The organism is Rhodococcus sp. ABRD24 (assembly GCF_004328705.1).
Lineage (GTDB): Bacteria > Actinomycetota > Actinomycetes > Mycobacteriales > Mycobacteriaceae > Prescottella.
This window is the reverse complement of the sequence record NZ_CP035319.1, coordinates 423,989-436,903: the sequence shown is the minus strand read 5'-3', so window position 1 is coordinate 436,903 and position 12,915 is coordinate 423,989. Positions and strand designations below refer to the sequence as shown.

Annotated in this window: 9 protein-coding genes; 5 read left to right on the top strand and 4 right to left on the bottom strand. The window is 64.8% G+C overall.

Translation table 11 applies throughout. The annotated features are described in order from the left end of the window. Window positions 1-411: 411 nt before the first annotated feature. Both rarD and dnaE read left to right on the top strand, forming a co-directional pair. The gene (gene rarD, locus ERC79_RS01785; RefSeq protein ID WP_131575210.1) at window positions 412-1,338 is read left to right on the top strand and encodes an EamA family transporter RarD; all 927 of its coding nucleotides are present in this window, start codon (window positions 412-414) and stop codon (window positions 1,336-1,338) included. A 111-nt stretch (window positions 1,339-1,449) separates the two neighbouring features. Continuing rightward, a complete protein-coding gene (gene dnaE / locus ERC79_RS01780) occupies window positions 1,450-4,986 on the top strand; it encodes a DNA polymerase III subunit alpha (RefSeq protein WP_131575208.1) in 3,537 nt (1,178 codons plus the stop codon). 74 nt (window positions 4,987-5,060) lie between these two features. Here dnaE and ERC79_RS01775 read toward each other — a convergent pair whose 3' ends face one another. From ERC79_RS01775 to ERC79_RS01765, 3 genes are all read right to left on the bottom strand, one after another. Then, the gene (locus ERC79_RS01775; protein ID WP_131575206.1) at window positions 5,061-6,101 is read right to left on the bottom strand and encodes a hypothetical protein; all 1,041 of its coding nucleotides are present in this window, start codon (window positions 6,099-6,101) and stop codon (window positions 5,061-5,063) included. Between the two features lie 14 nt (window positions 6,102-6,115). Continuing rightward, complete coding sequence (locus tag ERC79_RS01770; RefSeq protein WP_131575204.1) at window positions 6,116-7,051, bottom strand: ABC transporter ATP-binding protein; 936 nt, start codon at window positions 7,049-7,051, stop codon at window positions 6,116-6,118. Window positions 7,052-7,115: 64 nt separating this feature from the next. After that, complete coding sequence (locus ERC79_RS01765; RefSeq protein ID WP_131575202.1) at window positions 7,116-7,349, bottom strand: hypothetical protein; 234 nt, start codon at window positions 7,347-7,349, stop codon at window positions 7,116-7,118. A 156-nt stretch (window positions 7,350-7,505) separates the two neighbouring features. Here ERC79_RS01765 and ERC79_RS01760 point away from each other — a divergent pair, with 156 nt between their 5' ends. Both ERC79_RS01760 and ilvA read left to right on the top strand, forming a co-directional pair. Continuing rightward, entirely contained in the window at window positions 7,506-7,940 is a 435-nt protein-coding gene (locus ERC79_RS01760; RefSeq protein ID WP_131575200.1) for a nitroreductase family deazaflavin-dependent oxidoreductase, read from the top strand. A 135-nt stretch (window positions 7,941-8,075) separates the two neighbouring features. Next, a complete protein-coding gene (gene ilvA, locus ERC79_RS01755; RefSeq protein WP_131575198.1) occupies window positions 8,076-9,428 on the top strand; it encodes a threonine ammonia-lyase IlvA in 1,353 nt (450 codons plus the stop codon). Here the strand turns inward: ilvA and ERC79_RS01750 are convergent. Beyond that, window positions 9,421-9,972 carry a TetR/AcrR family transcriptional regulator gene (locus tag ERC79_RS01750; RefSeq protein ID WP_131575196.1) on the bottom strand — a complete coding sequence of 184 codons (552 nt, stop codon included), beginning with the start codon at window positions 9,970-9,972 and terminating at the stop codon, window positions 9,421-9,423. The two genes, ilvA and ERC79_RS01750, sit on opposite strands and share 8 nt — an antisense overlap. Before the next feature lie 125 nt (window positions 9,973-10,097). Here ERC79_RS01750 and ERC79_RS01745 point away from each other — a divergent pair, with 125 nt between their 5' ends. Continuing rightward, complete coding sequence (locus ERC79_RS01745; protein WP_131575194.1) at window positions 10,098-11,612, top strand: MFS transporter; 1,515 nt, start codon at window positions 10,098-10,100, stop codon at window positions 11,610-11,612. Window positions 11,613-12,915 lie beyond the last annotated feature (1,303 nt).

The window sequence follows — 12,915 nt, the reverse complement described above, 5'->3', positions numbered from 1 at the left end:
ACGTCTCGTCACCGCGGCCAGCACCCCTGGAGGGTGCACGCAATTGCCCCACGCAGCAACGCTGCTGGGGTGCGTGAATTATGAAATCAGGGGTTCAGGGGGCTGACGGCGTGACCGAAAGCCCCCACCTTGGTTGTCTCAGGATTCACCATGGCGCCAACACTAGCTCCCCTCTACCAGTGGCGACGAACTACCTCAATCGCGACGGGACGGCGCGTCATCAACCTCCCGCCCGCACCAGCTATGGCGCGAGGGGGCCTACCCGAGCGAATTGGCGGGAACGTGAACTCGCGTGAAATGGCCTAGGGCTCAGTTCGACTCGTTGATCGCTCCGCTGCGACGAATTCTGCCGGGGCCCTCGACGTCGACGTGCGGCGAGTCACATCGGCGACGGGGCTATCGTCGGAGGGCGTGAAACCGCCGCGTCGCTCCGACGATTCCACCGGATTGATCTCCGGAGTGGGCGCCTATCTGATTTGGGGCTTGTTCCCGATCTTCTTCGGCCTCCTCGCTCCCGCTGGCCCGCTCGAGGTGCTAGCACACCGGATGGTGTGGACAGTGCTGTTGATGCTCGGCGTCCTTCTGATTCTGGGCCGGCTGGGATCGCTGCGGGGGATGGGTGTTCGGTCGTGGGGGCTGGTGTCCGCTGCGACCGTCGCGATCGGGATCAACTGGGCCACCTACATCTATGCGGTGACGTCCGGCCAGGTGGTGGAGGCCGCGTTGGGTTACTTCGTCAATCCGTTGGTGAGCGTGCTCCTGGGCGTCGTGATCTTCCGGGAGAAGCTGCGGCCGGCGCAGATCGGGGCGCTGTTGCTGGCGGCGGTGGCGGTGGTGATCATCACTGTCGACTACGGCCGGCCGCCGCTGATCGCACTCACTCTGGCGCTCTCGTTCGCGCTGTACGGGTTGATCAAGAAGGTGGTACCACTCGATCCGCGCACGAGCTTGACGGCGGAGGGAGTCGTCGCCGCGCCGTTCGCGATCGCGTACCTCGTGGTGCTTGCGGTCGCCGGGACGGGATCGTTCTTCGGTAATGGCGTCGGGCACAGTCTGCTGCTGATGGCGGCGGGACCGGTCACCGCCCTCCCTCTTCTGCTGTTCGGTGTCGCCGCGCAGCGGGTCCCGCTGACCACGCTCGGTATCTTGCAGTACCTGACGCCGGCGTTGCAGATGGCGTGGGGTGTCCTGGTGATGCACGAGATGATGCCGCCGTCCCGGTGGATCGGTTTCGTGTTGATCTGGGCTGCGCTGGTGGTGTTCACCACTGACGCGCTGGTGCGCGCGCGGAACGCCCGCATGTCGTCGAAGGACGCACCGGAATCGGCACCGGCCTGATGGGAATCGCGCAGTCACGGGCTTCCGGTACCTGTCAGTGCCAGGGCATAGACTCAGTGACCGCTGGGACCCGCCGGTGCTCGCGCACGGGCCGTAGACAGAGAGGCGCGCGTGGCTGACTCGTTCGTTCACCTGCACAATCACACCGAGTATTCGATGCTTGATGGTGCGGCAAAGGTTGGTCCGTTGTTTCGGGAGGCGGAGCGTCTGGGGATGACGGCGGTGGGGATGACCGACCACGGCAACATGTATGGGGCGAGTGAGTTCTACAACGTTGCGAAGAAGCATGGCATCAAGCCGATCATCGGTATCGAGGCGTATGTTGCGCCGGAGTCGCGGTTCAACACCAAGCGGGTGTTGTGGGGTGATCGGAGTCAGAAGTCTGATGATGTGTCCGGTTCGGGTGCGTACACGCATATGACGATGGTCGCGGAGAATGCGACGGGGTTGCGGAATCTGTTCAAGTTGTCGTCGTTGGCGTCGATCGAGGGTCAGCTCGGTAAGTGGCCGCGGATGGATGAGGATCTGATTGCCCAGCATGCGGAGGGGATCATCGCGACGACGGGTTGTCCGTCGGGGGAGATTCAGACGCGGTTGCGTCTGGGTCATGATCGGGAGGCGCTCGAGGCGGCGGCGAAGTGGCAGGAGATCTGGGGGAAGGACAATTTCTTTCTCGAGTTGATGGATCATGGGCTGTCGATCGAGCGTCGGGTGCGGGAGGGGTTGCTCGATATCGGTCGGCGGTTGGGTATTGCGCCGTTGGCGACGAATGACTGTCATTACGTGACGAAGGATGCGGCGGAGAATCACGAGGCGTTGTTGTGTATTCAGACGGGTAAGACGCTGTCGGATCCGACGCGGTTCAAGTTCGACGGTGACGGTTATTATCTCAAGTCCGCGGAGGAGATGCGGGCGATCTGGGATGCGGAGGTGCCGGGGGCGTGTGACAACTCGCTGGTGATCGGTGAGCGGGTGCAGTCGTATGACGAGGTGTGGGCGCATCACGATCGGATGCCGGTTTTTCCGGTGCCGGAGGGGCATACGCAGCAGACGTTTCTGCGGCACGAGGTGTTGCGTGGGCTGGATCGTCGGTTCCCGGGTGGGCCGCCGCAGGAGTATCTCGAGCGTGCCGATTACGAGATCGGTGTGATCAATGAGATGGGGTTTCCGGCGTATTTCCTTGTTGTCGGTGATCTGATCAATTATGCGCGTGAGGTGGGTATCCGGGTCGGTCCGGGTCGGGGTTCCGCGGCGGGTTCGTTGGTGGCGTATGCGATGGGTATCACCAATATCGATCCGATTCCGCATGGTTTGTTGTTCGAGCGGTTCCTCAATCCTGAGCGTGTGTCGATGCCTGATATCGATATCGATTTCGATGATCGTCGTCGTGGTGAGATGGTGCGGTATGCCACCGAGAAGTGGGGTAGTGACAAGGTCGCGCAGGTCATCACGTTCGGCACGATCAAGACGAAGGCTGCGATCAAGGATTCGGCGCGGGTGCAGTTCGGGCAGCCGGGGTTCGCGATTGCTGATCAGATCACCAAGGCGCTGCCGCCGCCGATCATGGCGAAGGATATTTCGGTGGCGGGGATCACCGATCCGGAGCATGAGCGGTACAAGGAGGCTGTGGAGGTTCGGGCGCTGATCGATTCGAATCCGGATGTCGCGAAGATTTATCAGACCGCGAAGGGTCTCGAGGGTCTGATTCGTAATGCGGGTGTGCATGCGTGTGCGGTGATCATGTCGTCGGAGCCGCTCACGGATGCGATTCCGGTGTGGAAGCGTGCGCAGGACGGTGCGATCATCACCGGTTGGGATTATCCGTCGTGTGAGGCTATCGGCCTGTTGAAGATGGATTTTCTGGGTTTGCGTAACCTCACGGTGATCGGTGACGCGATCGAGAACATCAAGGCCAATCGTGGCATCGACATCGACCTCGACACGCTGCCGATCGAGGACCCTGCCACGTACGAGTTGCTCGCGCGCGGTGACACTCTCGGCGTCTTCCAGCTCGACGGCAGCGCGATGCGGGACCTGCTTCGGCGCATGCAGCCCACCGGATTCGAGGACATCGTCGCCGTGCTGGCGCTGTATCGCCCGGGTCCGATGGGCATGAACGCCCACAACGACTACGCCGACCGCAAGAACGGGCGGCAGGAAGTCAAGCCGATCCACCCGGAGCTCGAGGAGCCGCTCAAGGAGATCCTCAAGGACACCTTCGGCCTGATCGTCTACCAGGAGCAGATCATGCAGATCGCTCAGAAGGTGGCCGGCTACTCACTGGGACAGGCCGACATCCTCCGTCGAGCCATGGGTAAGAAGAAACTCTCGGTGCTGGAGGAGGCCTACGCGGGCTTCCGCGACGGCATGCTGAAGAACGAGTTCTCCGAACCTGCCATCAAGGCGCTGTGGGACACCATCCTCCCGTTCGCCGGCTACGCGTTCAACAAGTCGCACGCCGCCGGCTACGGCCTGGTCTCGTTCTGGACCGCGTATCTCAAGGCGAACTATCCGGCCGAGTACATGGCCGGCCTGCTCACCTCGGTCGGTGACGACAAGGACAAGGCTGCCGTGTACTTGGCGGACTGCCGCAAGATGGGCATCACCGTGCTCCCGCCGGACGTCAACGAATCCGAGGTCAACTTCGCCTCCGTCGGCGAGGACATCCGGTTCGGCCTCGGCGCGGTCCGCAACGTCGGCGCCAACGTCGTCGCGTCGATCATCAGGGCACGCACCGAGAAATCGAAGTTCACCGACTTCTCCGACTATCTCGGCAAGATCGACGCTCTCGCCTGTTCCAAGAAGGTCACCGAATCACTCATCAAGGCAGGCGGATTCGACTCGCTCGGTCACCCGCGCAAGGGCCTGATGCTGGTACACGCCGATGCGATCGACGCGGTCATGGGCACCAAGAAGGCCGAGGCGATCGGCCAGTTCGACCTGTTCGGCGGCGAGGACGCGGACGAGTCTGTCGCGTCGGTGTTCAACGTCAAGATTCCCGACGAGGAATGGGAGACCAAGCATCGCCTCGCCCTCGAACGCGAGATGCTGGGCCTCTACGTGTCCGGGCACCCCCTCAACGGGGTCGAGCACGTGCTTTCCTCACAATCGGACACGGCGATCCCGACGATCCTCGAGGGTGATGTCAAGGACGGCACCCAGGTGACCGTCGGCGGCATCCTCGCATCGGTGAACCGCCGGATCAACAAGAACGGGCTGACGTGGGCGTCGGCGCAGCTCGAGGATCTTTCCGGTGGCATCGAGGTGTTGTTCTTCCCGCAGGCCTACTCGGTGTACGGGATGGACGTCGTCGAAGACTCGGTGGTGCTGGTCAAGGCGCGGGTCTCGATCCGCGACGACCGGATCTCGCTGATTGCCAACGACCTTGCAGTGCCTGATCTTTCGGCAGTCGGTGTTGCGAAGCCGGTAGCGGTGAGCCTTCCGGTGCGGCAGTGCACCAAGGAGAAGCTGGGCGCGCTCAGGCAGGTGCTGACGCGTCACCCCGGTACCTCTGACGTTCATGTGCGGCTCATCGGCAGCCGGGGTACGTCGCTGTGGAAGGTCGACGACGTTCTGCGGGTGGAGCCATCGTCGGCACTCATGGGTGACCTGAAGGCTCTACTCGGACCGAGCTGCCTGACGGTCTGACGGAACGTGCGACCATCCGGCCCGAGACGGCCCGGGGGAGCGGACCACGGTCGACGCAGGCGCGTCGGCCGTGCCTAGGCCACGCGCATGCCCATCGGCAGTCGGCCCATCGGGGTCCGCAGGCGTCGGCCGCCGGCCGCTAGCGCTGCCGCGGCGACGACACCTTGGATGCCCACACCCAGCGGCCAGATCGGGCCCGGTTCGGCGGGATCGATGGCTTGATCCAGGCATGGGGTGGTCTCGATCGCGCCGCGCTGTGCCTCCCGCACGCTCGAACTGATAGCGGCCATCACCCCGGAGTCCTCCGAATCCGGAGGCTGCGGCACGGCGTCGGCGACTACCACGAACGGGTTCGCCGAGAGCATCCAAGCGGTCCGTTCGGTGTGAAAGACGGTGCGGGTGCTGAATTCGGTGTCGCTGCACAGGTATCGGCCCCCGTCCGGACCCGGCTCCCAGGACTGCACCTGTGCCACCCGCACGTCCTCGGAGGTCAGTGCCGAACTCAATCCGAACGCGATCAGCGTGCCCACCGCGAACGACGCGACCAGGAGATAGGTCGCCGTCACCGCGAAGAGCGGCCGGTGTGACCGCGCCGACACGCCGACTCCGATCGCGCACATCAGGCCGAGCTCGATAGCCACCATCAGCAAGAACACCGGGAGGCTGGCGAGGTGGATGCCGCCGCGTACCACCGCCCACACGAGCGCGGGCAGCGCTGCTGCGAGAAACGCCAGCGAGGCTACCCAGGCCGCTAACCATTTGCCCCACAACAGCTGACCGGGCCGCAGCAGCGTGTTCTGCAGAATCGCGAGAGTGCCGGCGGCGCGGTCACCGCTGATTGCGTTTGCCGACACGGCCGGAACCACGAGCAGCGCGAACAACAGCACAAACCCGACGACGAGTTCGAACAGGAATTGTCCCGCCATGTCGGTGGAGTCGACGGACGCCTCACCGAGCGCAGCAACCGCAGAGATCAGCACGAACCACACTATGAGCAGCACGTACCAACCGCGGGTGCGGAGTCGTTGCCGAATCTCGAGTCCGAACACGGTCGTGACGCCGTCCAGGTAGCCGAGATTCGGTCGTACGTCGGTCTCGGCGACTCGTGCGGGCACAGCCGCTCCTTCCCTCACTGCGCTTCCTGCATGCTCAGGTACGTCTGTTCCCAGGTGCCGGTAGCGGGTCCGAATTCGGTGACGGCGACCCCGTCCGCGACGAGGGCACGCAGTACGTGCGCGGCGTCGGAGTCGTTCTCCACGATGATCACCCGGTCGCCGGGTCTATGGTCGGCCGGAGCGTGCAGCGGCCGACCGGCCCGGGCCAGCGCTACGTCGAGCGTCGTGGGGTCCAGCGCCCGTACGACGAACGTCCGCGCTTGGGCGCCGGCCTCGGCGAGCGTCTGCATCCGCACCGTGCGCCCGTCGGCGACGAACACGGCCCGATCGGCCATCTCGTCGAGGTCTGCCAGGACATGGGAGCTGACGACGACGGTCCGGCCCTCGGTCGCGAGCCGGCGAAGGAGTACCCGCAGCTCGATTCGTGCGCCAGGATCCAGCCCCGACGCCGGTTCGTCCAACAGCAGAACCAGCGGATCGTTGACGAGTGCGCGGGCCAGCGAAAGTCGTTGCTGCTGTCCACGTGAGAATGCTCGGGCCGGGGTGTCCGCGAGATCGCCGAGTTTGACCGTATCGAGTAGATCGGCTGTCCGCTGCCGCGCCGCGGCCGGTCCGATTCCATAGAGGCGGGCGACCGTCAGGAGAATCTCGCGGGCCGTCAGCGACTCCCACATGCCGAGGGTATCCGGCATCCAGCCGAGCAGGGCCCGCACCTGCGCGGTGTCGGTGGTCGGGTCGTGCCCGCAGATGTCGATCGTGCCCGCGTCGGGCCGCAGGAGCGAAGCCAGCATGAGTAGCAGCGTGGTCTTGCCTGAACCGTTCGGCCCGATCAGCGCGGTCACCTCACCCGGTTCCGCCACGAAATCCATTGCGCGCACTGCGTGCACCGCGCCGAATGCTCGGGCCAGGCCGTGGGCACGGATACCGGTAGCGAGGGTGGACGAGGTCATAGTCGGGACGCTACGGGATTCTCCGACAAATACGACAGGAATCAGAATCTGCCGGGTGTGCCGTTCAGTCCTTGCGGCGCAGGATCAGTGCGCGCCGGACCCACCACACGACGACGGCGACGACCGCCGCGGTGAGGACCGCGATCTGCAATACCTGCGTGACGGTCAGCACCAGGAGGAAGGTGCCTAGCCACGCGGCGACGGCCTCGAGCTTGTGGAGCGGCCAAGCGGTACCGGCGATGTCGACAGTGGCTGCGTGACTGCCGGCGGTGCGCCGGTGGGCTGCGGTGGTGGTCATGGCGGTCACCTCGATTCGCGCTCGGTTCGGTCTGGCGTGGTCTGTATGTTCAGAGTACGCATACTCTGAATTTCGGTCCAGCGAACTTTCGGCGTGTGTCTCGCGTGGCGGCGCAGTCGAGTGGTCGATGTCGTGGTGAGGGTGTTCACTGGACCCATGCCTCTCATTGGTGAATACGAACCCAGCCCCAGCAAGTGGGCAGCAGACCAGGTCGACCTCTACGAGCGCTCCGGCGGTTCCGAGGGAACAACGCTCGAGGGCAAGCCTGTCGTCGTGTTGACCACCAAGGGTGCCAAGTCAGGCAAGCTCCGCAAGACGCCGCTGATGCGCGTCGAGCACGGCGGTGAGTACGCCGTCGTCGCGTCGCGCGGTGGGGCTCCGACGCATCCCGTCTGGTACCACAACGTCATTGCCGACCCGCGCGTCGAACTGCAGGACGGGCCCGTCAAGCAGGACATGGTCGCCCGCGAGGTCACAGGCGACGAGAAGGCCGTCTGGTGGGAGCGCGCTGTCGAGGTGTGGCCCGATTACGCGACCTACCAGGCAGGCACCGAGCGGCAGATCCCGGTCTTCGTCCTCACACCGCAGTAGTCGCCCGCTCGGATCCGGAAAGTCGGATCTGTGCAATGTGCCGCGACCGTCGCAGTTCGGACGAATCGGCGGCCCCCGGTGCCGGGTCAGTGGGTCGGGTGAGCGCCGCGGGGCGCGCAGTGGCAGCATAGATGGGTGTCTAGTTCGCCGAAACTCGCAGATCTGAAGGTAACCTCGCCCGCGCTCACCGCGGATGAGATCGATGCTGCAGCGGAGCGAATTGCGCACGTCATCGATGCGACACCCCTTCAGATCAGTGAACGGCTCTCCGCCCTGACCGGCGCCCGCGTCTACCTCAAGCGCGAGGATCTGCAGGTGGTCCGCTCGTATAAGTTGCGCGGCGCCTACAACCTCATAGTTCAGTTGAACGACACCGAGCGTGCCGCGGGAGTGGTTGCCGCGAGTGCGGGCAATCACGCGCAGGGTGTTGCGTTCGCGTGCCGGGCGATGGAGATCACCGGGCGGATCTACGTTCCGGCCAATACCCCCAAGCAGAAGCGCGACCGCATCAAGGTGCACGGCGGGCGGTTCGTCGAACTGATCCCGATCGGGGAGAGCTACGACGCCGCGGCCGCCGCGGCCGCCGCAGATGTCGAGCGCACCGGCGCAACCATGGTGCCTCCCTTCGACGACGTCCGCACCGCCGCAGGACAGGGCACGATCGCTGCGGAGATCCTCGAGCAGCTCGAGGTCGCGCCGGACAGTGTCGTCGTCCCGGTCGGCGGTGGCGGCTGCATCGCCGGCATCGCGACCTATCTGCACGAGCGCGCCCCCCGGACTTCCATCGTCGGTGTCGAACCGGTCGGTGCCGCGTCGATGACCGCCGCGCTGGTGGCCGGTGGGCCAGTGACATTGCCGGAGGTCGATCCGTTCGTCGACGGTGCCGCGGTCAAGCGGATCGGCGACCTGCCGTACGCGGTGGTGTCCCGGCTCGGCGCAAACGTCGTTTCGCACGCGTCCCTCCCGTTGATGGCGGCGCCACGGCCGGGTCACGGGCCCGAGACGTTCGCGATGACGCAGGTCGACGAGGGCGCGGTCTGCACGTCGATGCTCGAGCTGTATCAGAATGAGGGCATCATCGCCGAGCCGGCAGGCGCGTTGTCGGTCGCGGCGCTCGGCCAGCTCGACATCGAGCCGGGAAGTACCGTCGTGTGCCTGATCTCCGGTGGTAACAACGACGTGTCCCGTTACGGCGAGATCCTCGAGCGCTCGCTCGTGCACCTCGGGCTCAAGCACTACTTCCTGGTCGACTTTCCGCAGGAGCCGGGCGCCCTGCGACGTTTCCTCGATGAGGTTCTCGGACCCGACGACGACATCACGCTGTTCGAGTACGTCAAGCGCAACAACCGCGAGACGGGTGCCGCGTTGGTCGGTGTCGAGCTCGGATCGGCGGACGGTCTCGGCGATCTGCTGGACCGGATGCGCAGCTCGCACATCCAGGTCGAACAGCTCGAGCCTGGGTCTCCGGCGTACCGCTACCTCACGTAGCGTCTGCGTCCGGCGCCGACTCGGTGCCGAGCAGTCGGTCGACGACGCGGCGGTGCAAGTTCGGGTCGGCTCGCGGCAGGCCGAGCAGGGCGGCCAGGTAGATGCCGTCGCCGACGAGGCGCACGATCTCGGCCTGCACCGGGTCGTCGATCTCGCTGAGTAGTCCGTCGTCCCATGACCGCATGACGTCGCCGACGGCCTGCTGCACCTCGTCGTGCTGTCCGTCGGCGCTGCGCATCGCGGCAAGCATCGACCGGTAGAGGGCTATCTCGTCGGCGGAGTTCGCGTCCGGGTACTGAAGGTAGATCTCGGATACCGAGCTACCGCGGGCGACGGCGTCGGCGAGTTGTCGGTCCGAGCGGTCGCCGAGGCGCCGCACCATGGACGCGAACAGCGCCTCTTTGCTCGGGAAGTGGTACAGCAGCCCGCCCTTGGAGACGCCCGCTGCCGCCGCCACAGCTTCGAGCGTGACCTGAGCGAGCCCCACATCCAGGAGCAGGCGTTCGAGTGCGTCGAGAATGCGATCGCGCGTGTCCGATGCCATGAAAGCTACTTTACCGGCTGGACGGTCGGCTGCTACGCTGATGAGGCTACTGTACCGGCCAGACGGTTAACCTCCTGGTTGGTTGCCATTCACGAAATTGAGCGTTTGCTTGTGGGAGTTGAAGCATGTCTTTGGGTACGGCGCGGGATCTGAACGATGTCAGGGCCGGCCGGAAGGACTGGCTCGGGCTGGTAGTGCTTGCCTTTGCAGTGCTGCTGATCTCGGTGGACGCGACGGTCCTCGATCTGGCGCTGCCGTTCATCAGTGAGGACCTGGCGCCGAGTAGCACCCAGCTCCTGTGGATCATCGACATCTACTCGTTCGTCCTCGCCGGTTTGCTGGTCACGATGGGTACCCTCGGCGACCGGATCGGGCGTCGTCGACTTCTGCTGATCGGTGCCGCTGGTTTCGGTCTCGCGTCGCTGATCGCCGCGTGGTCTGCAAGTCCCGAGATGTTGATCGTTGCGCGCGTCTTGCAGGGCGTGTCAGGTGCGACGCTGATGCCCGCGACCCTGGGCTTGATCCGCACGATGTTCGTCAACCCGAACCAGCGCATCACCGCGATAGGTGTGTGGGGCGCAATGGCAGGTGGCGGAGCCGCGGCGGGTCCACTGATCGGCGGCTGGCTCCTCGAGCACTATTGGTGGGGTTCGGTGTTCCTCATCAACATCCCGGTGATGATTGCGCTGATTGCGCTCGGCCCGTTGGTGATCCCGGAGTCGAAGAACCCGGAGCCGGGACGGTTCGACATTGTCAGCGCCGGGTTGTCGATGCTGGCAATGGTCCTGATGGTGTACGCGGTCAAGGAGACCGTGGTGCACGGTCCGTCGTGGCTCCTCACGGGAGTCGGCCTCGTCGGTGCATTCGCAGGCTGGGCGTTCATTCGCAGGCAGCGGTCTCTGACCGACCCGATGATCGACCTGTCGCTGTTCGCCCGGCCCGCGTTCTCCACCGCGGTTCTGACCAACCTGCTGTCGATCTTCGCACTCGCCGGCGTGCTGTTCTTCGGATCGCAGTATCTACAGCTGGTACTGGGATATCGGCCGCTCGAGGCAGGACTGCTGATGCTGCCGGGCACCTTGGTGAGCGCGGTGGCCTCACTGGCGGCGGCGTGGCTGGTGCGCTGGTGGGAGCCGAGTCGGGTGCTCAGCGTGGGCCTGGTGATCGCGGCGATCGGCGCCGCCACCTTGATCGCATTGCGGGTGGACAGTGGCCCGCAGGCGTTCGTGGTGGGATTCATCCTCGCCGGGGCGGGAATCGGCGTGGCGTTGACGTTGACATCGGACCTGGTTGTCAGCGCGGTGGAGCCCGAGCGTGCGGGCGCCGCATCCGCGGTATCGGAGACCGCGTACGAACTCGGTGTCGCACTTGGTGTCGCCGTGCTGGGTAGCGTGGTGCTGGCGATCTTCCGCCGCGGGCTGGACGTCTCTGCGTTGGACGACGATCAGGCGCATGTGGCTCAGGGCACCCTCGGTGGCGCGGTGGAGGTATCGAAGTCGCTGCCGAGTGGGGAGGCGGCGGTGTTCCTGGAATCCGCGCAGAATGCGTTCGTCGACGGCATGCACATCGCTGCCGGAGCGACGGCGGTGGTGCTGCTCGCCTCGGCCGTGCTGGTCGCGCGGATGCTCCGCAGCCGCTAGTTCTCAGAGGCGATGCGGGCTGCCCCGGTCGACGATCGGGGTAGCCCTGATCGTCGCTGATCAAGTGCAAATTGTGGTACCGGTCTCATTCTCCGCGTGTACATTTCGGCAGCGAACCCGTTGCGGGGGTGAAACGCCGGGTGACTTTGAGAGTGAGACGGGGAGCGCGGTAGCCGGCCGGTGCTGGACTGCTCTTGGTGCGCGGAAGGACTCCGTAACCGTGTTCTATTCTGCTGCAGAAGATTTGGGCAGGATCGGCGGCAGTCGCCACCGGCGACATCGCTTCGATCGGCGGTTGATACGCACGTTCTACTCGCACTGCATCTTTCGCACCGGCCTTTCGCGTCAATCGTTCTATGGTGCGGCGGATGACCGACATTTCCTGGCGTAGCAGTTGGGCGTGGATCCCGCGGACCCGAAGGTGCCGTGGTTCTTTCGGCGGACGGTGGTGATCTGCTCGGTCAGCGCACGATTGCGTTCTGTGCGGGCGGACTCGGGACGGGTCTTGGCGGCGTAGTGTGTGGGCGGCGAGATCGCGGCACCGGTCGTGGTCGGCGTGTCGCAGGTCGGCTGGACGTCGCGTCAAGATTCTTTCCGCCCGCCACATCTCACGAACTTTGCGGGGGAGTTCAGCGATCCCGCCCGCGTCGTAGGTTGTCGTCGTGCCGCGGGTCACAGCCCTTCATCGGTTTCGGCGCGTTCGACTCAGCTGCGTAGCGCTTCGGAAATGGGCGCCGATTTGGTCGCCGATGTGAACAATCGCCTTGTTCCGAGCCTCGGCATCCGTCCGGATGTTCGTTGTCTCCGTCAAACCCGGGGCTTGGCAAGATATCTCATCGAACCGGCTGTTGATGAATTGTTGACAGGCCGCCCGCCATGCCTGCAAGCGTCATATCCTCTCCGGACCAGATGTCCTCTCGCGCAGTGTCGTACGTCACATGCGACGTGATTCCGCTGCCTGAAGGTAAGGCAAGCGGAACGCTGCATTCGTGTGCCGTGGATCACTTGTGCCCCATAGGCGGACGATCTCCAGGGTGGTGCCGCGGTCGGCTACGGGGTGATTTCGAGGGTGAAGTTGCGGTCGGCCCGCGGGTGCTACTCGCCGCATGTCGAGCATCGACGCGGTTCCGAATTGTCCAGTGCTCAGCGTGTTTTCCGTCGATTCGGTAGCGCTGTTTCGCACCCGTGGTGGGACTTCGTGTATCACCGTGCATTCTGCTGTCTCGTGTATACCAAATAGCTGTCCGATTTTTCCGTAGTCCGTCGCCGACCTCTGGTTGGGCGTGCGAGCAATCATGTGTGT

Coding starts and splice junctions, on each gene's coding strand:
- ERC79_RS01770 (WP_131575204.1), bottom strand. CDS start 7,051: ATGACCTCGTCCACCCTCGCTACCGGTATCCGTGCCCACGGCCTGGCC.
- ERC79_RS01765 (WP_131575202.1), bottom strand. CDS start 7,349: ATGACCACCACCGCAGCCCACCGGCGCACCGCCGGCAGTCACGCAGCC.
- ERC79_RS01760 (WP_131575200.1), top strand. CDS start 7,506: ATGCCTCTCATTGGTGAATACGAACCCAGCCCCAGCAAGTGGGCAGCA.
- ERC79_RS01750 (WP_131575196.1), bottom strand. CDS start 9,972: ATGGCATCGGACACGCGCGATCGCATTCTCGACGCACTCGAACGCCTG.
- ERC79_RS01745 (WP_131575194.1), top strand. CDS start 10,098: ATGTCTTTGGGTACGGCGCGGGATCTGAACGATGTCAGGGCCGGCCGG.